The organism is Bradyrhizobium sp. Leo78 (genome assembly GCF_059512425.1).
In genome coordinates this window covers 23,261-45,106 of record NZ_JCAMOT010000022.1, presented here as the reverse complement: position 1 = coordinate 45,106, position 21,846 = coordinate 23,261, and the positions used below count along the sequence as shown (strand labels likewise).

The following is a 21,846-nucleotide window of genomic DNA, read 5'->3' as shown; positions in this document are numbered from 1 at the left end:
CACGACCTACCAAATCGTCTCATTTCGGAGTGTGCGCCGCAATATCAACTTGCAAGCCGCGAGACGTTGCGAAATTCGCGCGGGCCGACTCCGGCGTGATCGCGGAAGAAGCGGGTGAAATGCGCCGGCTCCGGAAAGCCGAAGCGCTCACTGAGATCAGTGACCGACGTATCCTGGTGGATCACGGCATCAAGCGCCCGCTCCATCCGCACGACGTTCAGATAGATCTTGGGCGAAACCCCGAGCGAGGATTCAAACAGGCGGAAGAACTGCGCCCGCGACAGCCCTGCGCCCTTCGCGAACTGATCGACATTGGCGTGGGCTCCCTCCTGCGCGCGAATCACTTCCGTCGCGCGCCGGATCCGCCAGTCGCACGACATCGCGTTCATGCCGCGGATGGAATTGGGAAAGCTCCGCCACGGTGTGAAGCGTTCGATCACCGCGATCATCAGGTCCGAGAGGGTCTGCTCATGGGCACGGACGCAGTCCGGATGCGACATCATGTCGGTGGCAAGATGCATCGTGAGTTGCCGGATCCGCGGCGAGACCTCCCCGGACGGCTGATCGAAGAAACCCGGCGCGCCGCTCGCGGCCCATCCGGGCCGGAACTCCTTCAACCATTCAGGTTCAATATAAAGCGCCAGAATGAGGGTTCGCGGCCGCGCGGGATCGTGAACATAGGCGTGCGGCTTCCAGCCGTCGACGAGCACGGCGCATGTGTCGGTCAGCGGATAGACCCTATCTCCCACCAGGAACTGTGTATCGGCGCCTTCGACCTTCAGCAGGACATGGCAATGCGGATGCGCATGGCGCACCAGCGAACGATCCATATCCAGCAGCGCGACCCTGCCGAAGGCGCCATGAGCGATGCGCAGAGCTGTCGACATCAAGGCCTCCCTTCAGACGTCGTTGTTGCTTCCTTTCCCGTCAGCACAAGTCGAATGATCTGTCAATCCGAGAGGCAGCCACGGCACGCCATCATCGTTGCGGAGCAACATCGCGCGCAGCGAGCGCACGCTCGCGTAATTGCGTCAGCGTTGCAGTGGGCGTAATCGCTTCCGGATCGATCCTGAGCTCCAGTATGGCGGGTTTGCTTTTTTCATCGGCGAAGGCCCGGGCCCGCGCAAATGCTGCGGGAAAGGCATCGGTTTCCAGCACAAGTTCACCATAGCCGCCGAAGGCCCGCGCGAGCGCTGCGAAATCCGGATTGTCCAGCGCCGTCGCATGTACCCGTCCGGGATATTCCTTCTCCTGGTGCATGCGGATCGAGCCGTACATGCTGTTGTTGATGATGATCGCGATGACGCCGAGCCCATGTCGCGCCGCCGTGGCGAGCTCGTTCGCGCTCATCAGAAAGCAGCCGTCGCCCGCAAAGCAGACAGCAGTGCGCTCGGGATGCGCCAGCTTGGCGGCGATTGCCGCCGGCAGGCCATAACCCATCGATCCGGAGGTCGGCGCAAGCTGGGTCCTGAAGCCGCCATAGCGGTGAAATTTGTGCACCCAGATGGCATAGTTGCCGGCACCATTCGAGATGATCGCGTCCGCGGGGAGCACCTCGCGCAAGTGCAGCATCACTGCGCCCAGATCAACCGGGCCCGGCATTGATCCCGGCGTCTGGTCGGAGACGAATTCGGCACGGCCTGCCGCAACCCAGGCCTTCCGTTGCAGGCTCCTGGTTGCCTGCGATCCGTCGGACGGCTGCAGTCGCGCGACGGCCGCGGCAAACTCCGGCATGCCAGCGTTGACCAGGAGATCGGCTTGATAGACACGGCCGAGTTCGTTCGGATCGGCATGCACGTGAACGAAGCGCTGCGATGGCCGGGGCACTTCGAACAGGGTGTATCCGGACGTCGTCGTCTCGCCGAGCCGTCCGCCGACAGCGATGATGAGATCAGCGCTGCGAATGCGCCGGACCAATGCTGCACTCGGTCCAAGCCCGGCGTGGCCGATGTAGTTTGGATGGCGGTTATCCAAGATATCCTGCCGCCGGAAGCCCGCGACAACGGGCAGATCGAACAGCTCGATGAAGGTCTTGAGGTCCTCGCAGGCTCGCGCGTTCCACCCGCCGCCGCCGACAATAACAAGCGGCCGCTCCGCATCCGCTACCATCTCGACGAGCCGCGAGAGCTGATCAGCACTCGGATGCGCCGCAGACCGCCGATACGGCCTGGCATCCGCAGCCACGACCTCCTCGGCCAGCATATCCTCCGGCAGCGAGACCACGACCGGACCCGGGCGTCCCGAGACCGCGACATGAAAAGCGCGGCTGACCAATTCCGGGATGCGCTCGGCGCGGTCGATCTCCACGACCCACTTCGCCATGCCGCCGAACATCTGGCGGAAATCGACTTCCTGCCACGCTTCGCGTCCCAGCATGCCGCGAGCAACCTGCCCGATGAACAGGATCATCGGCGTCGAATCCTGCGAAGCCGTATGCACGCCGATTGCGGCGTGGCTTGCGCCGGGCCCTCGTGTCACGAAGCAGATACCCGGCTGCCCGGTCAGCTTTCCATAGGCCTCGGCCATGTGAGCCGCGCCAGCCTCATGACGCGTCACGACGGTCCGGATCGCGTTGCCGTCACCGGCCAGCGCATCGATTGCGGCCAGAAAGCTTTCCCCCGGCAGGCAGAATACCGTGTCGACGCCGTGGATCTTCAGCGTATCGATGAGGATTTCGCCACCGCTGCGCGGGCCTGAGGTCGTCAACATCGATCGTTGCTCACCCGACGATTGCTTGATGACAGAAAGCTGGCCATCGATCATGCCCTTCGTTTCCAGGGAATGAGACGATGTTCGATCTCATCGAGCACGATCGAGAACAGGAATCCGAGCACCGCGATCACGAGAAGCCCGACATACATCGTATCGACCGTCAGCACCTGCCAGGCATTCCAGATCATGTAGCCGACGCCGTCATTGGCGGCGACCATCTCGGAAATCGCGATCAGGATCAGCCCCATGCCGACCGCCAGTTTGACACCGGCCATGATCGAAGGCAACGCTCCGGGCAAGGCGATGGTCCGAAACACCTGCCACCGGTTGGCCCGGTAATTATGCCCGACATCGAGATAGATCTTGTCGATGTTGGCGACGCCGACCACCGTATTGATGATGATCGGGTAGAACGCGCCCAGCGCGACCATGACCACCTTCGACATTTCGCCGAGACCGAAGATCAAGAGCACCAGCGGGAGGATGGCGCTCTTCGGGATCGGATAGGTGGCCGAGATCAAGGGATCGATCGCCGCACGCAGCGGCCGCGATATGCCCATGGCAAGACCAAGGAACAACGCAGGCACGCCGCCGAGCAGCATGCCGAGCGCGAGGCGTTTGAGACTTGCGAGGACATTGGCGCCAAGCTCGCCGGAAGCGACCAACGCGGCAAACTGATGAACGATGGCCGATGGCGGCGGAAAGAAGCGCGCATCGAGAAGCCCAAATCGGGCCGCGAGCTCCCAGAGGCCCAACAGCACGATGGGCGTGAGGACACCGACTACCCTGTCACGGCCTTTGACCTCGGCGCTCATGCCTTCTCTCCTTCCGCGTTTTGACGCGCGCGCTGTACCTCCTCGCGCAATTGCTCCCAGATATGGAACACGAGATCGCCATAGGAAGGTTTTTGCCGGAGTTCCAGCACATTCCGCGGACGCGGAAACGGCACATCGAGCACGGCCTTGGCGCGCCCTGGATTGGCGGTCATGATCATGATGCGGTCACCGAGCGTGACTGCTTCGTCGACGCTGTGGGTGATGAATACGACCGTCTTCTTGGTCGCTTCCCAGATCCGCAGCAATTCCTCATGAAGCAGCAGCTTGTTCTGCTCGTCCAGCGCCGAGAACGGTTCGTCCATGAACAGGATTTCCGGATCATTCGCGAAGGCTCGCACGATCGACACACGCTGACGCATGCCACCCGATAGCTGGTTGGGATAGCGGTCGCGAAACCGCCACAGGCCGATCCGCTCGAGCCACGTGCGGACCGTGTCGGACACCTGCGCCTCAGGGACACGCCGCATACGCAGGCCGTAGGCGGCATTATCGAACACCGTCATCCAGGGGAACAGCGAGTCGCCCTGGAAGATCATGGAATTGACCGGGCGTTTCTCATCGGTCCTGTTGACGGCGACGGTGCCTGAACTCTGAGTATCGAGCCCGGCAAGGATGCGCAGCAGTGTGGTCTTGCCACAGCCGCTCGGGCCGACGATCACGAAGAACTGCCCTTGCGGAATATCGATGGTGATGCCGTCGAGGGCTACGAAACCCGACGATCCGAAATATTTGCTGACACCCGAAAGGGACAGTTGCGGCGTCGACGGCACCAGTTCCGGTCGCCCCTGCTTATTCAACACGTTCGCAATAGCCATGACGTATCCTTCTTTGCCGTCAGTTTTCGGCAGGCTTGTAGGAGCCGAGCTTCTGCACCGCCTTGTCAGCAAACGAGGCGTCGACGACGTCCTCGACCTTGCCCGGCCGCTCCAGATAGCCGTTGTCGGCAAAGAACTTCAGATCGTCCGCCATGCTCTTCACGTTAACCTTGCCATCGGGATCAATCCCGTTCGGCACCATCTTCTTAAACAGCTCCGGATCCTTCAGGCCGGTGCTTTTCATGATGGTCTGAATCACCTGGTCGACACCCTTGCCCGTGAATTTTCCGCCAGCGGTAGCATCGTTGTAGATGCGCGCCGCCTTGAGGTAGGCGACCATGAACCGCTCGGCGACGGCCGGACGCTTGGCGATGAAGTCACCGCCATAGAGCAGCACGGCAACCTGCTGATCCGGATAGCCATCCGCCACGAACTTCACGGCGACGCCGCTATTGATCGCCTGCGTGACCGACGGCTCCGTCGTGATCGCCGCGTCGATTGCACCGGTGGTGAAGGCTGCGATCTGCTGGGGATAGTTGATATAGTTGTGCGTAACGTCCTTGTAGGTCAGCCCTGCACCACCAAGGATGTGGCTGAGCTTTGCATTGGTCGCGGCTCCCGGACCAACCTCGCCGAATTTCATTCCTTTCAGGTCTGCAACGGTCTTGACGGTGCCGTTGTCGACCAGCGCCTTGCGGACGAGCAGCGGCATGTAATCGTAAGAGCGTGGCGTCGAGCCCTTATCGGCTACGACCTTCACATTGATGCCGCGCGCCACCGCATTGTAGAGCCCTGCGGAAGATGCGCCTGCGCCAACGTCGATCTGGCCCGCACCCAGTGGCGCAATCATCTTCGGTCCGGAATCGAAGCTGACCAGGGTGACGTTGAGATTCTGTTCGGCAAAGAACCCGCGTTCGGCGGCAAGGTGAAAGACAACATCGCTGACCACGTTGTTGATGGCGACCTTGACGTCATCGGCCGCTTTCGCCCACGTGGGCACCAAGCTCGATGCCGCCACAGCACTGAAAACCAAACTCGCACGGATCATCCTAGAGAGCATCAATCACCTCCCAATGTTACCTGCGACCGCACTCTTGCGGGCGCGCTGCGTTGTTAACGTGTTCGGATCAGCCCCTTGCCTATCGCGCTCGTGCAAGAACGCGGGAGAAGGCGGCATTCGGATCTTTTTGCAAGACCGTCGCGAGGTCGACCTCTTCTTCGCCCTTGACATGGATGCGCTTGAAATCGAGCTCGGGCGCATCGACCGGCACGGTCGCGTCGAGCCCCATCTTGGCGCTGATCCCTTTGTCGGTTGTCGGATCGAGCTTGGAGCCGAGCGCGCCGGAGACGACCAGGAGATCGCGGTCGGCCTGGAAGCGGGTGGCGACCGCCCATTCGATCTCCTCGGAATCACCAATGTCGACATCCTTGTCGACGACTATGACCTGCTTGATGTCATAGTGAGCGCCGAAGGCAGCCATGATGATGTTCTTCGGCTCGCCGTCGGCAATCTTGTCGATCTTGACGGCAAGATGATACCGACAGGTGCCACCCCGGGTGAGACGTACATCGAGCACGTTCGGGAAACTGCGCCGCAGATGCTGCACCAGCGTCGCCTCGCGCGGTACGCCGCCGAGAATGAGATGCTCGTAACCACCGCCGACGATGGTATGGTAGATTGGCTGAGCGCGGTGAGTGACCATGTCGACCTCGATCACCTCGCGATCCGCACGCGGCCCGTAGTACTGGGGAAATTCGCCGAACGGCCCCTCGGGCTCCCGCACGCGGGGAAGAATTCGTCCCTCGATCACGATCTCCGCATGGGCGGGAACGCGGACCGAGTTGGTCTTGCATTTCACGACATCGACGGGGTGACCGAGCAGCGCGCCGGCAATCGCCATCTCGTCCTCGTCCAGCGCAGCAATCGCCTGCGACGCCAAGAGCAGGGCCGGATGAACCCCAATCACGATGGCGATTTCGAGTGCCTCACCAGCTTCCTCAGCCATGCGGAAATAGGACAGCGTGTGCCGTGGCAACAACAGAACGCCGATCCGGTTCGGACCGCTGATCTGGCAGCGATGGATCGAGACGTTCTGAATGCCATTGCGCGGATTGCGCGCGATCAACAGCCCCGCCGTGATGTAGGGGCCGCTGTCGCGCTCGTTATGTTTCGGGATCGGGAGCTGCCGGAGGAGATCGACCTCGTTGTGGACAACCTCCTGCACCGGCCCGCTTGCCACTTCACGGCTCGGCAGCGGATTGCGCGCCGCCGCGAGGAAACGCGTCAGCAATTGCTCCTCGCCGACGCCGATGGAATCGGCGACCCAGTCGCGAGCCGCGAACAGATTTGAGACCACCGGAATGTCGTGCCCGCCGGGCTTTGGAAACAACACCGCGCGGTCACGCTCCAGCCCTTTCGAAACGGCAGCGAGCTCATCGGCAAGCCCTACTCCCTCGCGAGCAACCGCGAGTTTGCCGCGCTCGGCGAGGTGAGCGAGCCATGATCGCAAGTCTTTCGGCGCCTCCGCCGCAGCGGCTCTGGCCAGGTTCTCGGTCCGCATATGGCGATCCTTTCCGTGGTCTTCTTCAAGCATAGGGAGCAATTTTTCGCGGCGAACGACGCTTCAACGCCTCGTCCTCGCCCCAGCGGCGCACCACGCCGATGTCGATGTCGAACAGGTCGAGCACGCGCCCGACCGTATGCTCGACCATGTCGTCCAGGCTGTCGGGCTTGGCATAGAACGCCGGCACCGGCGGCGCGATGATCGCTCCCATCTCTGAAAGCGCGGTCATGGTACGCAGATGGCCGGTGTGCAGCGGCGTCTCGCGCACCATCAACACCAGCCGGCGACGCTCCTTGAGCACAACGTCGGCGGCCCTGGTCAGGAGCGTGGTGGTGACGCCGGACGCGATCTCCGACATTGATCGCATCGAACAGGGCGCGATGATCATGCCCGCCGTGCGGAACGAGCCACTGGAGATCGAAGCCGCCATGTCGTCGATGGCGTGGCTGAAATCGGCCAGCACCTTCACCTCGGCGATCTTCAGGTCGGTTTCATAGGCGAAGGTCTGCTCCGCCGTCTTCGACATCACCAGGTGCGTTTCGACACCGGCGTTGCGGAGCAATTGCAGCAAGCGCACGCCGTAGACGACGCCGGAGGCTCCGGAGATGCCGATAATCAGCCGTGAGGGCGTCCGATCATGCATGACGTTTCGCTTCTGCTCCCTGCTGCCGCGACGCAAGTGACGCCAGGCGTCGCGGCCATCGAAATGAATGTTGTTTGCCTGGGCGGTGCGGGTGCCCCGATTTCGGGCTGCAGGCGCGTCAAGCTGTTTGAACGGACAGTAGAGGCAAGCTAAGATCAGTACAAATAATGATTGATGATAAACTCAATCATCCAAAATGATGCCTAGCGGCAGCCTACAGCACCGGCGCGTCGTCGAGGACAGGAAGGAAAAAACCAATGGAACTCAGGCAGATGCAATACTTCCTTTGCCTGGCGGAAGAGAGGAACGTGACCCGCGCAGCCCGCCAGCTCAACATCGTACAGCCGGCACTCAGCATGCAGATCGCCAAACTTGAGGCCGAGCTTGGCCAAAAGCTGTTCGAGCGGAGCATCAACGGAATGACGCTGACGGTCGCCGGCGAAGCGTTCTCCCGGCTCGTGTTTCCCATCGTGCGCGACGTCGAATATGCCAAGCAGGAAATGGCGCGGCTCAACGGCCGTATTTCCGGCCGGGTGTCGGTCGGACTGATTACCTCGGTGGCGCAGAGCACGATGGCGAGTTCGTCCGCAACCGTTGCGCATCTCTATCCGGAAATCACGCTCTCGGCCTGCGAGGGATACACGGAAACCTTGACCGACTGGGTGAATTCCGGGCAACTCGACTTTGCGCTGATCAACGTGCCGCGCCGGCGGGTTTCGCTCGCCACGCACCATGTAATGGACGAAGAGATGGTGTTCGCCTGCCGAAAGGATGCGCCGATCAAGCCACCGACGAACCTGCGTTTCGGGCATCTCGCCGAGTTCGACCTGGTCATGCCATCGAAACGGCACGGCCTGCGCATGATCCTCGAGGAGCACGCCACCACGGCCGGCATCGAATTGAAGCCGAGGCTGGAGCTCGACACCCTACCCGCGGTGTGCGACGTGATCGCCACCACCAATCTCGTGACCGTGCTGCCCACGATTGCACTTCAACAGTCGCTTGCGGACGGCAGGGTGAGAGCGCACCGCTTTGCCGAACCGCGCATCGTCCGATCGATCGCCTGGGTTCATCATCCGCGCCGAATGGTGTCCGCCGCTGCCAGAGCCGTGCTGGACATCATTCGCCACGACCTGCTCGAGGCCGCGACATCGGCAAGCAACTATGTGCAGCCGGCTTCCGGAGATACGGCGAGGCGCCGGGCGATACGGCGCGCCAAGTCGCGGTAGCCATCCTGCCGGCAATCATCAGAAGCTATCGCGGTCATCATCTCTAATTATTTGCGGTGATGACGAGACGCATCCTATGAGAAGCGGGGGTCACGCAACCAAGGACGCTTTCTCATGACCGGCGATCTTCGCCGCTCCTCACCGCGCGCGCAAGCCTGGGGTGCCGGCAGCGGAACAAGCCGCGAGGCTCGCTTGCGTCAGCGTTTGCCCACGCTGGATGACATCGAGCGCCGCGCCCGTCGCCGCATCCCGCGCTTTGCCTTCGATTTTCTCGAGGGCGGAACGGGTGACGATCTGAACACCCGGCGCAATCGACTGGCGCTCGATGCGGTGGAGCTGGTCCCCCGCTACGGCAAGCCTGGTCCCGTTAGCACTGAGGTTGAGCTGTTCGGCGTCCGTTGCGCGGCGCCGATCGGCATCTCTCCTGTGGGAGTCGACGGCATTATCTGGCCCGGCGCCACGCGGATGTTCGCAAGCGCAGCCGGCAAGGCAAGGATTCCTTACATTGCCGGCACGCTCGCCACCGCCACGATCGAGGATGTCGCCGAGCTTGCCGGTCCCTATGCCTGGTTTCAGCTCTACGGACTGCCGGCCGACGACCACGCCGTCACCTTCGATCTGATCAAGCGGGCAGGCGCGGCTGGCGTGCGGGTGCTGGCGGCGACGCTGGATGCGCCGGTTCGCTCCAAGCGTCCTCGTGATCTGCGCAACGGCCTGGTGGTCCCATTCCGTCCCACGCCAAGAACCATCCTGGACGTGGCTCTGTCGCCGCCGTGGCTGCTTGCGCTCGCCACGGCGGGCACGCCGGCCTTTCGCAACATGGAGCGTTACGTCGAAAAACCGGCGACGCTGGCGAACACCGCCGGCTTTGTACAGAGCCAGATCAAGGGCACGTTTTCCTGGGATGTCATCAAGCGGATGCGGGATGCCTGGTCAGGCGCGCTGATCGTGAAAGGTGTCATGCATCCCGAGGATGCCGAACAGGCGCTTGCAGCGGGAGTGGATGGCATCCTGGTCTCCAATCATGGTGGTCGCCAGTTCGATGCTGCGCCTGCTGCGATCGACGTCCTGCCCGCTATCGCTGCAAGGGTCGGGACCAGAGCCACCATCCTGTTCGACAGCGGCATACGATCGGGCCTTGACGTCGCGCGCGCTATCGCGCTCGGCGCCAGCGGTACATTTGCGGGGCGCGCATTCCTGCTCGGGCTCGGCGGACTCGGCGAAAGAGGCGCAGGCTATGTCGCCGGACTCTTGAAGGAAGAGCTGGAGACCGCGATGGGACAGCTCGGCGCACCATCGCTCGACGCGCTCGCGCAACTCACACGCCGCCACCGCGGCGCCTTTGACTTTACCTGACTGAAGGGGAGACGGCGTTGTGCACATCATCGCGACGGGAGACATGCTGACGAACGACCTTGGCGACCGACTGCGCGCAATTCTTGGGCCCCAAGGCCTGGCCGAGCCGAATGCTGAGTTCGAGCGCTATTGTGTTTCTTTCGACGGCGCGTTCCGGGGACCCGCGCAATATATCGCGCGCCCCTCCTCCACCGCCCAAGTTTCTGCCGTTGTGACCGCATGCCGAAAGGCAGGCATTTCGATGGTACCTCAGGGGGGCAACACCGGCCTGGCGGGCGGTGCTCAGCCAATCGATCCCCACAGCGTGATCATTTCGCTGGAGCGGATGCGCGCCCTGCGCGCGGTCGACGCGCAGAACGACACCATTACTGTCGAGGCAGGGATGACGCTCGCGGAGGTGCAGAGACATGCAGCCGATGTCAACCGGCTGTTTCCGCTCAGCCTCGCCTCCGAAGGATCCTGCCAGATCGGCGGCAACCTTTCGACCAACGCGGGAGGAACGCAGGTCCTGCGCTACGGCAACATGCGCGCTCTGACGCTCGGGCTCGAAGTCGTACTTCCCGACGGCAGCATGTGGAGCGGGCTGCGTGGCTTACGCAAGGACTCGACCGGCTATGATCTCAAACAGCTCTTTATCGGAGCCGAGGGCACGCTCGGCATCATCACGGCCGCCACGCTGCGGCTGTTTCCGAGACCGCGAGACATCGTCACGGCTTTCGTTGCTGTCCCGACGCCGGCGGCGGCACTTGATCTCCTCCACCTCGCCCGCAGCCACGTCGGCGAGAGCCTGAGCGCGTTTGAGCTGATGCGGCGCGAATGCATGAAGTGGGTCTTGGTGGCATTGCCGGGACAGACTTCACCCTTTGCCGAGGAACATCCATGGTATGTGCTCATCGAGGCTGCCGGCCAGGGCGAGCCGGGTTCGCTGCGTGATCCGATCGAGCAAATGCTGTCCGAGGCGCTGGAAAAAGGCCTGGTGATCGACGGCGTGCTTGCGGATTCGGAGGCGCAGCGCCGCCGTCTCTGGGCCCTTCGCGAAGGCCAGGCCGAAGCACAGAAAGCGGGTGGCGCCGGCATCAAGCACGACGTCTCGGTCCCGGTGTCGCAGGTGCCTGAGTTCATCGCGCGTGCCGACGCTGCGCTGGCGGACGCAATCCCGGGCATCCGTCCCTTTGCGTTCGGCCATCTCGGCGACGGCAATATTCATTATAATCCGATGCCGCCGCTGGGCATTAGCTCCAGTCAGTTCAATGAACGTCGGAGCGAAATCAACCGGATTGTGCACGACATCGTCGCCGATCTCGGCGGTTCGATCAGCGCAGAACACGGCGTGGGCCAACTCCGTCGATCGGAGATGCTCCGCTACAAATCACCAGCAGAGCTGAACGCGCTGAGGCTCCTGAAGCAAGCCTTCGATCCCCACAATCTCATGAATCCTGGCAAAGTCATCGCCTAAGCCTGCCGACGCGACGCTTGGCTTTGCGTTTGCTCGATCGGAGGAGGACCCTAAGGCTTCAGATCCATATCGATGCGAATGAAGTCGCCGCGATAGGTCACTTCGCCGAGGTAGATGACGCGATCGCTAGCGGTGTTGAAGACCCGCCGCACCTCCGCGACCGGAGAACCAAGCGGAATTTCAAGAAGCTTGGATGCTTCGAGATCGGCTGTACCGATACTCCGACAACACGATTACGAACTGGCTGCAGCAATCCACCGAGTTCTTCATGGCGAACGCCGGCATCAAGGATTTCACCCCGGCCAACAAATATTTCGACCCGAGCCTTTACCTCAAGACGATTGCGTAGGGGGCCATTAGCCCAAGCTTGCTCGAGGCCGGTGGGTCGCGGCGGAGCTGGCGATCAATAACGACCGCCATTGCGCTTTTGTTGCGTGAGCCATTCCGACAATGTTCTTGGTGTTGATCCTGAAGTCTTGCGATCGAATTGGCTTCGTGATGCCTTGGGAACGTTCCGGATACCCTTCTCCGAAGGTTTTCGCAAGAGCTCTGCAGACTGCGTCTCTATGGCGGCCTCCGAAGCGGCGGCTAATCGCGCGGCAGCCTCCTTTTCGAGGCGCAGTCTTTTCAATCGCGCCATCTTGTCGCGCTCTGCTTCTGCTTCGGCGCTGTCCGACAAAAGCGTCTTTTGGGGTACGATCTCAGCCGAGACCAGGACCCCGATGACAGTTCCTTCGCCAAGAGCCTTGCAGGCTTCGAACCGATGCAGTCCCTCGACCAGAACGAACCGGCCTTCGTCGGGCCGAACGAGAATGGGCACTTGTTGTCCGATTTCTAAAATACTTTCCGCGATTTCTTGAACGAGCTCAGGCTTGAGTGCTTTCTTCCTCTTCACGGGAACGTAAATCTTGTCGATTGGGAAGCTTTCCGGCTTGGACATAGCTTCTACTCCGCAGTGACTGAGCTCAATTACCGAACCACCTGGCGGCGGTGACAAGATTTTAGGGATGAAGCGCTCCACCGCCAAGGCAATTTCCGCGCGTCCCTCGCGCGACACCGGTCGGACGACCGCCCCTTTTTTGAGTCCAGTTTCCTATCGGCTGAGGAATCAAAACTGGTGGTGCCACGAACGAGAAGGCCCTGCTTCTAATTTGATTAGCCGATCGCATCCTTACGCTTGCGAAACTCGACCGCGTGATCGCACGCGGCGATCTCAGAGCAAGGAAAACGCGGCCACTCGGTGGTGTGATGAGAAGCGAGATCGCGCGCTACATCGAGCAATGGCCTGACGTGAAACCGCGCACTGAAGGGGTACGCAGTGATTGAGGTTTCAGCCGACTTAAACAGCGAGGGCGAGCGCTTTTCGAGTTTCTGAGGTTCGACTTCGTCAACGCAATCGATCTTCGGATATTCCGAACCGGTAAGCCATTTATTTTACTGATGTTTTTTGACCTGGCTGGGGCGGGAGGGATCGAACCTCCGAATGGCGGAATCAAAATCCGCTGCCTTACCGCTTGGCTACGCCCCAATGTCAGGTCCGGAAGGCGCGGAACATAGCCGCAGCCCTCTCGGTCTGGCAACGCCGGTCTACAGAGGGAGTCGGACCATTTCAACTGTTTCTCCCCCTCAATTCGGTTATCCGGACGGTTGAGGGAAGCATGGTTTCGTGGGAAGACGACGCCAATGTTCCCTCGGGGAGTAACGCCATGACCTACCGCGCGCCGATCGACGACATCCTGCTCGCCCTTAACCATGGTGCTGGACTGAAGGCCGCCCTCGCCGCCGGCCATTACGGCGATTTCGACGGCGACATCGCCCAGCCGGTGCTGGAGGAAGCCGGCAAGTTCGCAAGCGACGTGCTGGCGCCGCTCAACCGCATTGGCGACCAGAACGGCGTCAAGCTCGCGGACGGCAAGGTGACGACCGCGCCGGGCTGGCCCGACGCCTATCAGCGCTGGGCGGCCGCGGGCTGGAACGCGGTGTCGGGCCCGGAAGCCTTCGGCGGCCAAGGCTTGCCGCTCGTGATCAATGCCGCCTGCACCGAGATCTGGAGCGCGTCGAATTCGGCGTTCGGCCTTTGCCCGCTGCTCACGCTCTCCGCGATCGAGGCGCTGGACGCCCATGGCAGCGAAGAGTTGAAGGCTATATACCTTGCCAAGCTCGTCTCCGGCGAGTGGACCGGCACGATGCAACTCACCGAGCCGCAGGCGGGCTCCGACGTCGGCGCACTGCGCACCCGCGCCGAGCGCGCCGGTGACGGCACCTACCGCATCAAAGGCACCAAGATCTTCATCACCTATGGCGATCACGACATGACCGACAATATCGTTCATTTCGTGCTCGCCCGCCTGCCCGATGCGCCCGCGGGCACCAAGGGCATCTCGCTGTTCCTGATCCCGAAATTCCTGGTCAATCCCGACGGCTCGCTCGGCGCACGCAACGACATCTATCCCTCCGGCGTCGAGCACAAGCTCGGCATGCACGCCTCCCCGACCTGCACCATGACTATGGGCGACCATGGCGGCGCCATCGGCTATCTGGTCGGCGAAGAGAACCAGGGCATGCGATGCATGTTCACGATGATGAATCAGGCCCGGCTCGCGGTCGGCCTCGAAGGCGTCGGCCTTGCCGACCGCGCCTACCAGCAGGCGCTCGCCTATGCCCAGGAACGCCGCCAGGGCCGCGCCGTCGGCAGCAAGAGCGAGAGCTCGGATCCGATCATCGCGCATCCCGATGTCAAGCGCATGCTGATGCAGATGCGCGCCATGACGGCAGCCGCCCGCGCGATCTGCTATGCGACTGCGGTCGCACTCGACATTTCCACGCGCGCGAAGGATCCGAAGGTGCGCAGCGATGCGGCCGCGCGCGGCGCGCTGCTGACGCCGATCGCGAAAGCCTTCTCCACCGACGTCGGCAACGAGGTCGCCTATCTCGGCGTGCAGGTGCATGGCGGCATGGGCTTCATCGAGGAGACCGGTGCGGCCCAGCATTATCGCGACGCGCGCATCACCGCGATCTATGAGGGCACCAACGGCATCCAGTCGATCGACCTCGTCACCCGCAAGCTCGCGGCCAATGGCGGCGCCTCGGTTTGGGCGCTGCTCGAAGAGCTCTCCGCGATCGTCAAGCAGGTGGAAGCTTCCAACGATCCCGCGTTCGGCACCACCGGCGCCAAATTGCGCGATGCGCTCGGCGCCCTCGAACGCAGCAGCCGCTGGTTGCTCGAGCGCCTCGCCTCGGCGCCAAACGATGCGCTTGCCGGCGCCACGCCTTACCTGCGCCTGTTCGGCGCGACGCTCGGCGGCTGCATGCTGGCCGGCGAAGCGCTCGCCGTGAAAAGCGGCGACGAGGCCGGCGATCCGCAGCGCTATATCGCGCTGGCCCGCTTCTTCGCCGAGAACGTCACCGTCCAGTCACCATCGCTCGAGAAGACGGTGACCGACAGCGCCGATGCCATCAACGGCGCAGACGCGGTGTTGCTGGGGTAGCGGCGCATCCGCATTTTTTCTGTCATTCCGGGGCGCGCGAAGCGTGAACCCGGAATCCATTTCTCCGCCTGTGCCTGTGGCCCGATGGATTCCGGGCCTGGGTGCTGCGCACCCATCCCGGAATGACGGGCGTGAGCACGGACGTCGCTTCCAATTGACCTGCTGTGGGGCGGACGCAGAACGCAGTATAATCGCGCTCGCATACGAGTCCTTCCAAGCGATGCCATCAAGTGAGGGAACAAACGTGCCCACCGGATTTGTTCAGACCTATCGCGCTTTCGCCTACAACAACGCGTGGGCCAATTATCGGCTGCTCACGGCCTGCAAAAATCTCAGCCAGGAGGATTTTGCGGCCGAGCGGACGGGTTTCTTTCCCAGCCTGCAGCGGACCTTGAACCACGTCTACGTCATCGATCTGTTCTACGTTGACGCGCTCGAAGGCGGATGGCTCGGACCGCGGACCTGGGAAAACGAAGTGCCATGTCGAACCGTTGCGGAGCTGAAGCGCGCTCAAGCGGTCGTCGACAAGCGGTTGATTGCGATCTGTGACGGCCTGACGCCCGAGCTGCTCAACGAGATCGTGCGGGTCAATCGCGACACGTCCGTACAGACCGAACGCTGTGACCGCCTCCTCATGCATCTCTTCCAGCACCAGATCCACCATCGCGGCCAGGCGCACGCGATGCTGTCTGGAACGGCGATCAAGCCACCTCAGCTCGACGAGTTCTTTTCAGCCGGAGAAGCCCCCCTCAGGGCCGCCGAGTTTGCGACCCTTGGTTGGACCGAGGATACCGTGTGGCGATCGTGATCGTCGGCTCCGGCCGCCCGATACATTCCGCGCCTGCGTGATCCTGACGCACCCCGGAATGACAAGGGCGTGGGAAAGCCGTGAGGGACATTGGGAGCCGGGCGGAGATCATGTAGGATAGCGAGGTGTTCGCCGGCGGCCATGGCGCCGCCTCCGCAAGGGACCGCTTGATGACCGGGCACCTCATCGTATCAGACGAAGCCGCAACGCGCGTGATCACGATGCGTCGGCCCGAGAAGAAGAACGCGATCACCGAGGAGATGTATCGCGCGATGAGCGATGCGATCGACACCGCGCAGAACAATCCGAATATCCGTTGCCTCATCATCACCGGCGGCTCCGGCGTGTTCACCGGGGGCCATGATGTCGAGGATTTCCTGAAGCAGGCCACTGCCAATCCCGACGCGGTGCGCACCGCCGCCGCGGTCAAGTTCCTCTACTCGCTGGCGCACAACGTGAAGCCGGTCATCGCCGCCGTCGACGGAGTCGCGATCGGCATCGGCACCACCATGCTCTTCCACTGCGACTACGTGCTCGCCAGCAGCACGGCGACCTTCTCGACGCCGTTCATCCATCTGGGGCTGGTGCCCGAGGGCGCCTCGAGCCTGTTGATGCCGCGCACGATGGGGCACCAGCGGGCCTTCGAGATGCTGGTGATGGGCCGCACCATGGACGCCCACGACGCCCGAATCGCCGGCTTCGTCAACGCGGTGGTGGCTCCGGGCCATACCGAAACGGAAGCGCGGAAAGTGGCGCGCGAGATCTGCGCGCTGCCGGCCGACGCGGTCGCAATCGCCCGCAAGCTGATCAAACTCCCGCCGGAAGATATGACCCGCCGCATCGACCAGGAGGCTCATCTGTTCAGCGAGCGGATGCGCTCCAAGGAAGCAGTCTCTGCCTTCAAGGCATTCTTTGCGCGCAAACAAAATTGAACCGGAACGTCGCAAAATCGTTGCCGCGCCTCTCCATATTCACCCCATGAGAACCCATCACATCCTTGCAGCGCTGGCGCTGATGGCTGGATTTGCCCTCGCACCTTGCCAGGCCCAAACCGCCTCGCCCGTCGATCTGCGCATCCTCGCGATCAACGATTTCCACGGCTATTTGCGGCCGCCGCCGGGCGGCATCCGGATCAGCGATCCCGACGACAAAGCGAAGAAGATCGTCGTGCCCGCCGGCGGCGCCGAGCACATGGCGACGTTGGTGCGCCAGCTCCGCGAGGGACACAAGAACACGATCTTCGTCGCCGCCGGCGACCTGATCGGCGCGAGCCCGTTTTTGTCGGCGATGTTCCATGACGAGCCGACCATCGAGTCGCTGTCGATGATGGGGCTCGAGGTCGCCTCCGTCGGCAACCACGAATTCGACGAGGGCATGGACGAACTGCGGCGGATGCAGAACGGCGGCTGCCATCCGACCGAGAAGTGCCGCGGTCCTCATCCCTTCCCCGGCGCCAAATTCCACTATCTCGCCGCGAGCACCTTCGAGAAGGCCTCCGGCAAGACCGTGTTTCCGCCCTACGAGATCAGGCAATTCGAGGGCATCCCGGTCGCGTTCATCGGGCTGACGCTGAGGGGCACGCCGAACATCATCTCGCCGGCGAGCGCCGCCGGCCTCGAATTCCGCGATGAAGCCGAGACGGTGAATGCGCTCGTTCCGGAACTGAAGGCGCGCGGCGTCGAGGCGATCGTGGTCCTGATCCATGAAGGCGGCCTGCCGACCGGCGACTACAACGAATGCCCCTCCATCTCCGGCCCGATCGTCGACATCGTGAAGAGGTTTGATCGCGCGGTCGACGTCGTGATCTCCGGCCACACCCACCAGGCCTATGTCTGCGACATTGACGGCCGGCTCGTCACTTCCGGCGACAAATACGGCACGCTCGTCACCGCGATCGACCTCAAGCTCGATCCCAAGACGCGCGACGTGATCAGCGCCAAGGCCGAGAACACCATCGTCCGCAGCCAGACGCTGGCCAAGGACGCGAGCCAGACCGCGCTGATCGAGGCCTATGACCGGCTGGCCGCACCGATCGCCAACCGTCCGGCAGGCTCGGTGACGGAAACGCTGTCGCGCGTGCCGAACCAGGCAGGCGAAAGCGCGCTCGGTGACATCATTGCTGACGCCCAGCTCGCCGCGACGACGTCGCCGGAAAAAGGCGGCGCGGTGATCGCCTTCACCAATCCGGGCGGCGTCCGCACCGATATTGCGCGGAGAGAGGACGGCGCCGTCACCTATGCCGACCTGTTCTCGAGCCAGCCGTTCCGCAACCAGCTCATCACGCTGACGCTCACCGGCAAGCAGATCAAGGACACGCTCGAGCAACAATGGCTTGACCCGAAGCGTCCGCGGATCCTGCAGGTGTCGAAAGGGTTCGCTTACGCCTGGGATGCGAACAAGAGTGACGGCGAGCGCATCATCGCCGAGAAGATGACGCTGAACGGCGTCCCGATTGAGCCCGCCGCGACCTATCGGGTGACGGTCAACAATTTCCTGTCGCTCGGCGGCGACGGCTTCACCGTGCTGAAAGAAGGTCAGGCGCCGCTGACCGGCCCCTATGATGTCGATGCGCTCCAGGCCTATTTCCAGGCGAACAGCCCGGTTGGGCCCGCGCCCGGCAACCGGATCCAGCGGATCAACTGACCAACAGGCCCGTAGCCCGGGTGGAGCGAAGCGCAACCCGGGATCTTCGATCAGCACACGGCAAATCGCACGGGTTTCCCGGGTTGCGCTGCGCTCCACCCGGGCTACGAAAGCCATAGAGGGCTTTCGCGGTGGGCGCCAAGCGCCTAAATAGAGGCTTACTCGCAAGAACGCGCAGCGAATGCGCTGGAAACCTGCATGACCCTTCTTCTGACGCATTCCGCCTGCCTCGACCACCTGACACCATCAGGCCACCCCGAACGCCCCGACCGGTTGCGTGCGGTCGCCGAGGTGCTCGGTGAAGAGCGGTTCGCACCGCTCGCACGCGGTGAAGCGCCGGAAGGCGGCCTCGATTCCGTCATGCTCTGCCATGGCGAGCTTTATGTCGGCGAGCTCCGCCACATCGCTCCGACCTCCGGCCTGGTTTACATCGATGGCGACACCTCGATGTCGCCGGGCACCTGGGAAGCGGTGATGCGCGGCGTCGGCGGCGCCGTTGCGGCTACCGATGCGGTGATGTCGGGCGAGCATCCGAATGCTTTCGTCGCGGTTCGGCCGCCCGGCCACCATGCCGAAGCCAGCCGTCCCATGGGCTTCTGCTTCTTCGACAATGCCGCGATTGCCGCGCGCCACGCCCAGCGCAAGTTCGGCATCGGCCGCGTCGCCGTGGTTGATTTCGATGTTCATCATGGCAACGGCACCCAGGATATCTTCTGGGCCGATCCGACCGTGATGTATTGCTCGACGCACCAGATGCCGCTGTTTCCGGGCACCGGCGGCCGCGGCGAGCGGGGCGAGCACGACACCATCGTCAACGCACCGCTCGCGCCCGAAGATGGCGGCGCGCAATTCCGCTCGGCGTTCGACAATTTGATCCTGCCGCAATTGGAAAAATTCGGCCCCGAGCTCGTCATCATCTCCGCCGGCTTCGATGCGCATTACCGCGATCCGCTCGCCTCGCTCAACCTGAGGGCCGACGACTTCGGCTGGGTGACGCACAAGCTTCTGGATCTCGCCGATCGGCACGCCGGCGGACGGGTGGTTTCCGTGCTCGAAGGCGGCTATGATCTGCAGGGATTGAAAGAGTCGGTGGCCGCGCATGTCACCGCATTGATGGGCGCGTGAATCGGCGCCACATTACTTCCGCAGAGAATTGCTTTGATTCTGCACTGGGAACGGCGCAGCCGAAAAACGCGAATGGGAACGCGAGTAAATGGCAGAAAACACCACTCAAGTCGAAAACAACAAGGTCGACGTCAAGAAGCTCTCCTTCGAACGTGCGATGGAGGAACTTGAATCGATCGTCAAACGGCTTGAGGACGGCAAGGTGCCACTTGAGGAATCGGTCGCGATTTATGAACGCGGCGAGGCGCTGAAGCGCCGCTGCGAGGAACTGCTGCGGCAGGCCGAAGCGCGCGTCGACAAGATCACGACCGACGCCAGCGGCCAAGCCACGGGAACCGAGCCGCTCGACGTGCAATAGAGCATGATCCGAGAAATGGATCGATGCCGTCTGATCGGATCATGATCTAACCGCGACGTGGCGTCGCAATCGTGCAGCAGGTTCAGGCGAATCTGCCGGTCTTCCCCAGAGTCGGCCGAAATAGCTCTTGGCGCATCGCGCTGGCTGCTATAGTCCCGATCTCATCTGGGGACAGTAAGTGCGCGTTCGGCACCGCCATATCATTTATATCCAGGGATACGATCCGCGCGGCCTTGCGCAATACTACCGCATGTTCAGGACCGAACTGCGGAAATTCAGCCGTCTCTACCAGTTATCGGCCACCATGAGCCGGCCGAAGGTTGCCGACGACGACGAGATCGCGTCCTGGACCATCGAGACCAAGGCGGCCGACTGGCAGACCCGCACGTCCTACGATTTCCTGCGGTTCGAGGATTTCATCCAGCGCGACCTCGCCGCGCCGATCTGGCGTACCGTGTTTCATGCCCTCTGGATCTATTGGGGGCTGGTCTTCACCGGCACGATCGCCCGGTTCACGCGGGCGAACTGGCGTTTCACGGCGTTCATCACCTATCCGCACGTCGTGCTGCTGCTGGAAGCGTTGTGCGCTGCGGCAGTCGCGTTCGTGTTCGAAAAGGGGCTTAGTGCGATCGGCGTCCCCGATCTCTTCAGTGTTGCCGCGGCAACCGCGATCTTCGTGGCCGTGCTCGGCACCATGCTGAAATACACCGAGAACAACACTTACGTGCTCTATCTCCTGTCGGACACGATCTGGACCTGGGAGTTCTCGCATCGACGGCGTCCGGAGTGGGACGAGCGCATCGACCGTTTTGCACGGCACCTCGTCAACATCGCGCGCAGCAGCGATGCCGACGAGATCGTGCTGGTCGGCCACAGCTCGGGATCGTTCTTAGGGACCGAGATCCTGGCGCGGGCGCTGAGGCTCGACCCGTCATTGGGCCGCCACGGCCCTCGCGTGGTGCTGTTCACCATTGGCGGCAATCTTCCGATTGTCGGCTTTCACAAGGTATCGCAGGATTTTCGCGACCATTTGCGGCAATTGGCGCTGGAACCCTCGATCGAATGGATCGACTGCCAGGCGCGCAAGGACGTGATGAACTTCTACCAGTTCGATCCGATCTCGAGCCACGGCATCGAACTCGGCGAGACCAGGCGCAATCCGACCATTGTGCCGGTCCGCTTCCGCGACATCGTGAAGCCGGAGCATTATAATACCTTCCGCTGGCAGTTCTTCCGGGTGCATTTTCAGTTCGTGATGGCCAATCAACGCCCGCATCCTTACGATTTTTTCATGATCGTGTGCGGTCCGGTGCCGCTGAAGGAGCGGATGGCGTTTCCGGAGGCTGCCCTGGAGGTTGCGACCGGCAATCCGGCTGCCCGCGAGCAGGCCTGGCGCCAGATCGAGATGTGCGGCGCGGAGGCAACGCCTGGCGGGAATTTGCTTGCGCTGGAACCTTCCGCCCGCCGGCACGGTTAAAAACCCTAGACTTTTCAATTCCCCCGCTTGGGCTCCCCCGGGAACCCAGCCGCTGGGCGGCTTGGCTTTGCCGTCCGCTTTGGTGTAAAGCTTGCCGTTCTATGGCTGTTTGGGGGCAGCTTGCCGCAGATTTGGCGGCAGCGGATACCTCTTAAAGGGCTGAAAAAAATGACCGGGACGGGTGCAGTTACCAGCGTGATGCATATCACGTGGTTCGATCCGGAGTGCATCTAGGCTTTCAAATCAGGCGCCGGCCTGCCAAGGCGGCAACTGGCGTCTGGACTCTCACGGCGCAATCGATGCGCCCCCATCTCCGGTCGGGCCGCTGGCCCTGAC

General features: G+C 62.5%; 20 protein-coding genes and 1 tRNA gene. 11 read left to right on the top strand and 10 right to left on the bottom strand.

Translation table 11 applies throughout. The annotated features are described in order from the left end of the window. Nucleotides 1-44 precede the first annotated feature (44 nt). The 7 genes from AC5ZG1_RS25505 to AC5ZG1_RS25475 all read right to left on the bottom strand — a co-directional run bounded on the left by AC5ZG1_RS25505 (nucleotide 45) and on the right by AC5ZG1_RS25475 (nucleotide 7,570). Nucleotides 45-887: an AraC family transcriptional regulator gene (locus AC5ZG1_RS25505; protein ID WP_028165742.1), complete on the bottom strand. Its 843-nt coding sequence runs from the start codon at nucleotides 885-887 to the stop codon at nucleotides 45-47. Between the two features lie 91 nt (nucleotides 888-978). Further along, on the bottom strand, nucleotides 979-2,709 hold the full coding sequence (locus AC5ZG1_RS25500) for a thiamine pyrophosphate-binding protein (RefSeq protein ID WP_496134461.1): 1,731 nt from the start codon (nucleotides 2,707-2,709) through the stop codon (nucleotides 979-981). A 50-nt stretch (nucleotides 2,710-2,759) separates the two neighbouring features. Further along, the gene (locus AC5ZG1_RS25495; protein ID WP_028165744.1) at nucleotides 2,760-3,527 is read right to left on the bottom strand and encodes an ABC transporter permease; all 768 of its coding nucleotides are present in this window, start codon (nucleotides 3,525-3,527) and stop codon (nucleotides 2,760-2,762) included. Continuing rightward, entirely contained in the window at nucleotides 3,524-4,363 is an 840-nt protein-coding gene (locus tag AC5ZG1_RS25490) for an ABC transporter ATP-binding protein (RefSeq protein ID WP_028165745.1), read from the bottom strand. Before AC5ZG1_RS25490 ends, AC5ZG1_RS25495 begins: the two co-directional genes overlap by 4 nt. A gap of 19 nt (nucleotides 4,364-4,382) precedes the next feature. Continuing rightward, on the bottom strand, nucleotides 4,383-5,423 hold the full coding sequence (locus AC5ZG1_RS25485; protein WP_080663838.1) for an ABC transporter substrate-binding protein: 1,041 nt from the start codon (nucleotides 5,421-5,423) through the stop codon (nucleotides 4,383-4,385). Between the two features lie 79 nt (nucleotides 5,424-5,502). After that, entirely contained in the window at nucleotides 5,503-6,924 is a 1,422-nt protein-coding gene (locus AC5ZG1_RS25480; RefSeq protein ID WP_456646421.1) for a UbiD family decarboxylase, read from the bottom strand. A gap of 25 nt (nucleotides 6,925-6,949) precedes the next feature. Beyond that, a complete protein-coding gene (locus AC5ZG1_RS25475; RefSeq protein WP_456646422.1) occupies nucleotides 6,950-7,570 on the bottom strand; it encodes a UbiX family flavin prenyltransferase in 621 nt (206 codons plus the stop codon). 257 nt (nucleotides 7,571-7,827) lie between these two features. Here AC5ZG1_RS25475 and AC5ZG1_RS25470 point away from each other — a divergent pair, with 257 nt between their 5' ends. The 3 genes from AC5ZG1_RS25470 (at nucleotide 7,828) to AC5ZG1_RS25460 (ending at nucleotide 11,611) form a co-directional block, all read left to right on the top strand. Continuing rightward, nucleotides 7,828-8,799, top strand: coding sequence for a LysR family transcriptional regulator (locus tag AC5ZG1_RS25470; protein WP_456646423.1), 972 nt, complete (start codon nucleotides 7,828-7,830; stop codon nucleotides 8,797-8,799). Nucleotides 8,800-8,913: 114 nt separating this feature from the next. Continuing rightward, nucleotides 8,914-10,155 carry an alpha-hydroxy acid oxidase gene (locus AC5ZG1_RS25465; protein ID WP_496134399.1) on the top strand — a complete coding sequence of 414 codons (1,242 nt, stop codon included), beginning with the start codon at nucleotides 8,914-8,916 and terminating at the stop codon, nucleotides 10,153-10,155. 43 nt (nucleotides 10,156-10,198) lie between these two features. Then, nucleotides 10,199-11,611 (top strand): FAD-binding oxidoreductase, encoded by a 1,413-nt coding sequence (locus AC5ZG1_RS25460; protein ID WP_496134460.1) that lies wholly within the window; start codon nucleotides 10,199-10,201, stop codon nucleotides 11,609-11,611. 50 nt (nucleotides 11,612-11,661) lie between these two features. Here AC5ZG1_RS25460 and AC5ZG1_RS25455 read toward each other — a convergent pair whose 3' ends face one another. After that, nucleotides 11,662-11,790 carry a hypothetical protein gene (locus AC5ZG1_RS25455; protein ID WP_496134459.1) on the bottom strand — a complete coding sequence of 43 codons (129 nt, stop codon included), beginning with the start codon at nucleotides 11,788-11,790 and terminating at the stop codon, nucleotides 11,662-11,664. A gap of 14 nt (nucleotides 11,791-11,804) precedes the next feature. Here AC5ZG1_RS25455 and AC5ZG1_RS25450 point away from each other — a divergent pair, with 14 nt between their 5' ends. Next, nucleotides 11,805-11,960 (top strand): hypothetical protein, encoded by a 156-nt coding sequence (locus AC5ZG1_RS25450; RefSeq protein WP_496134398.1) that lies wholly within the window; start codon nucleotides 11,805-11,807, stop codon nucleotides 11,958-11,960. Nucleotides 11,961-12,014: 54 nt separating this feature from the next. Here AC5ZG1_RS25450 and AC5ZG1_RS25445 read toward each other — a convergent pair whose 3' ends face one another. Together AC5ZG1_RS25445 and AC5ZG1_RS25440 are read right to left on the bottom strand one after the other, a co-directional pair. Continuing rightward, nucleotides 12,015-12,551 carry a ParB N-terminal domain-containing protein gene (locus AC5ZG1_RS25445; protein ID WP_496134458.1) on the bottom strand — a complete coding sequence of 179 codons (537 nt, stop codon included), beginning with the start codon at nucleotides 12,549-12,551 and terminating at the stop codon, nucleotides 12,015-12,017. Between the two features lie 513 nt (nucleotides 12,552-13,064). After that, nucleotides 13,065-13,139: transfer RNA gene (locus AC5ZG1_RS25440), tRNA-Gln, on the bottom strand. Nucleotides 13,140-13,317: 178 nt separating this feature from the next. Here AC5ZG1_RS25440 and AC5ZG1_RS25435 point away from each other — a divergent pair. From AC5ZG1_RS25435 to AC5ZG1_RS25405, 7 genes are all read left to right on the top strand, one after another. Beyond that, nucleotides 13,318-15,099 (top strand): acyl-CoA dehydrogenase family protein, encoded by a 1,782-nt coding sequence (locus AC5ZG1_RS25435; protein ID WP_496134397.1) that lies wholly within the window; start codon nucleotides 13,318-13,320, stop codon nucleotides 15,097-15,099. 244 nt (nucleotides 15,100-15,343) lie between these two features. Continuing rightward, the gene (locus AC5ZG1_RS25430) at nucleotides 15,344-15,907 is read left to right on the top strand and encodes a DinB family protein (RefSeq protein ID WP_496134457.1); all 564 of its coding nucleotides are present in this window, start codon (nucleotides 15,344-15,346) and stop codon (nucleotides 15,905-15,907) included. A 170-nt stretch (nucleotides 15,908-16,077) separates the two neighbouring features. After that, entirely contained in the window at nucleotides 16,078-16,839 is a 762-nt protein-coding gene (locus tag AC5ZG1_RS25425; protein ID WP_456644806.1) for an enoyl-CoA hydratase-related protein, read from the top strand. Between the two features lie 46 nt (nucleotides 16,840-16,885). Continuing rightward, a complete protein-coding gene (locus AC5ZG1_RS25420) occupies nucleotides 16,886-18,550 on the top strand; it encodes a bifunctional metallophosphatase/5'-nucleotidase (protein ID WP_496134396.1) in 1,665 nt (554 codons plus the stop codon). 198 nt (nucleotides 18,551-18,748) lie between these two features. Further along, nucleotides 18,749-19,675 (top strand): histone deacetylase family protein, encoded by a 927-nt coding sequence (locus AC5ZG1_RS25415; protein WP_474418789.1) that lies wholly within the window; start codon nucleotides 18,749-18,751, stop codon nucleotides 19,673-19,675. 88 nt (nucleotides 19,676-19,763) lie between these two features. Next, nucleotides 19,764-20,033 carry an exodeoxyribonuclease VII small subunit gene (locus AC5ZG1_RS25410; protein ID WP_028168306.1) on the top strand — a complete coding sequence of 90 codons (270 nt, stop codon included), beginning with the start codon at nucleotides 19,764-19,766 and terminating at the stop codon, nucleotides 20,031-20,033. Nucleotides 20,034-20,211: 178 nt separating this feature from the next. Beyond that, entirely contained in the window at nucleotides 20,212-21,510 is a 1,299-nt protein-coding gene (locus tag AC5ZG1_RS25405) for a hypothetical protein (RefSeq protein ID WP_474418790.1), read from the top strand. Nucleotides 21,511-21,846 lie beyond the last annotated feature (336 nt).

What these genes read in the sequence shown, in the direction of transcription:
- AC5ZG1_RS25505 (WP_028165742.1), bottom strand. Translation starts at nt 887, where the DNA reads ATGTCGACAGCTCTGCGCATCGCTCATGGCGCCTTCGGCAGGGTCGCG.
- AC5ZG1_RS25500 (WP_496134461.1), bottom strand. Translation starts at nt 2,709, where the DNA reads ATGTTGACGACCTCAGGCCCGCGCAGCGGTGGCGAAATCCTCATCGAT.
- AC5ZG1_RS25495 (WP_028165744.1), bottom strand. Translation starts at nt 3,527, where the DNA reads ATGAGCGCCGAGGTCAAAGGCCGTGACAGGGTAGTCGGTGTCCTCACG.
- AC5ZG1_RS25490 (WP_028165745.1), bottom strand. Translation starts at nt 4,363, where the DNA reads ATGGCTATTGCGAACGTGTTGAATAAGCAGGGGCGACCGGAACTGGTG.
- AC5ZG1_RS25485 (WP_080663838.1), bottom strand. Translation starts at nt 5,423, where the DNA reads ATGCTCTCTAGGATGATCCGTGCGAGTTTGGTTTTCAGTGCTGTGGCG.
- AC5ZG1_RS25480 (WP_456646421.1), bottom strand. Translation starts at nt 6,924, where the DNA reads ATGCGGACCGAGAACCTGGCCAGAGCCGCTGCGGCGGAGGCGCCGAAA.
- AC5ZG1_RS25475 (WP_456646422.1), bottom strand. Translation starts at nt 7,570, where the DNA reads ATGCATGATCGGACGCCCTCACGGCTGATTATCGGCATCTCCGGAGCC.
- AC5ZG1_RS25470 (WP_456646423.1), top strand. Translation starts at nt 7,828, where the DNA reads ATGGAACTCAGGCAGATGCAATACTTCCTTTGCCTGGCGGAAGAGAGG.
- AC5ZG1_RS25465 (WP_496134399.1), top strand. Translation starts at nt 8,914, where the DNA reads ATGACCGGCGATCTTCGCCGCTCCTCACCGCGCGCGCAAGCCTGGGGT.
- AC5ZG1_RS25460 (WP_496134460.1), top strand. Translation starts at nt 10,199, where the DNA reads ATGCTGACGAACGACCTTGGCGACCGACTGCGCGCAATTCTTGGGCCC.
- AC5ZG1_RS25450 (WP_496134398.1), top strand. Translation starts at nt 11,805, where the DNA reads ATGCTTCGAGATCGGCTGTACCGATACTCCGACAACACGATTACGAAC.
- AC5ZG1_RS25445 (WP_496134458.1), bottom strand. Translation starts at nt 12,551, where the DNA reads ATGTCCAAGCCGGAAAGCTTCCCAATCGACAAGATTTACGTTCCCGTG.
- AC5ZG1_RS25435 (WP_496134397.1), top strand. Translation starts at nt 13,318, where the DNA reads ATGACCTACCGCGCGCCGATCGACGACATCCTGCTCGCCCTTAACCAT.
- AC5ZG1_RS25425 (WP_456644806.1), top strand. Translation starts at nt 16,078, where the DNA reads ATGACCGGGCACCTCATCGTATCAGACGAAGCCGCAACGCGCGTGATC.
- AC5ZG1_RS25420 (WP_496134396.1), top strand. Translation starts at nt 16,886, where the DNA reads ATGAGAACCCATCACATCCTTGCAGCGCTGGCGCTGATGGCTGGATTT.
- AC5ZG1_RS25415 (WP_474418789.1), top strand. Translation starts at nt 18,749, where the DNA reads ATGACCCTTCTTCTGACGCATTCCGCCTGCCTCGACCACCTGACACCA.
- AC5ZG1_RS25410 (WP_028168306.1), top strand. Translation starts at nt 19,764, where the DNA reads ATGGCAGAAAACACCACTCAAGTCGAAAACAACAAGGTCGACGTCAAG.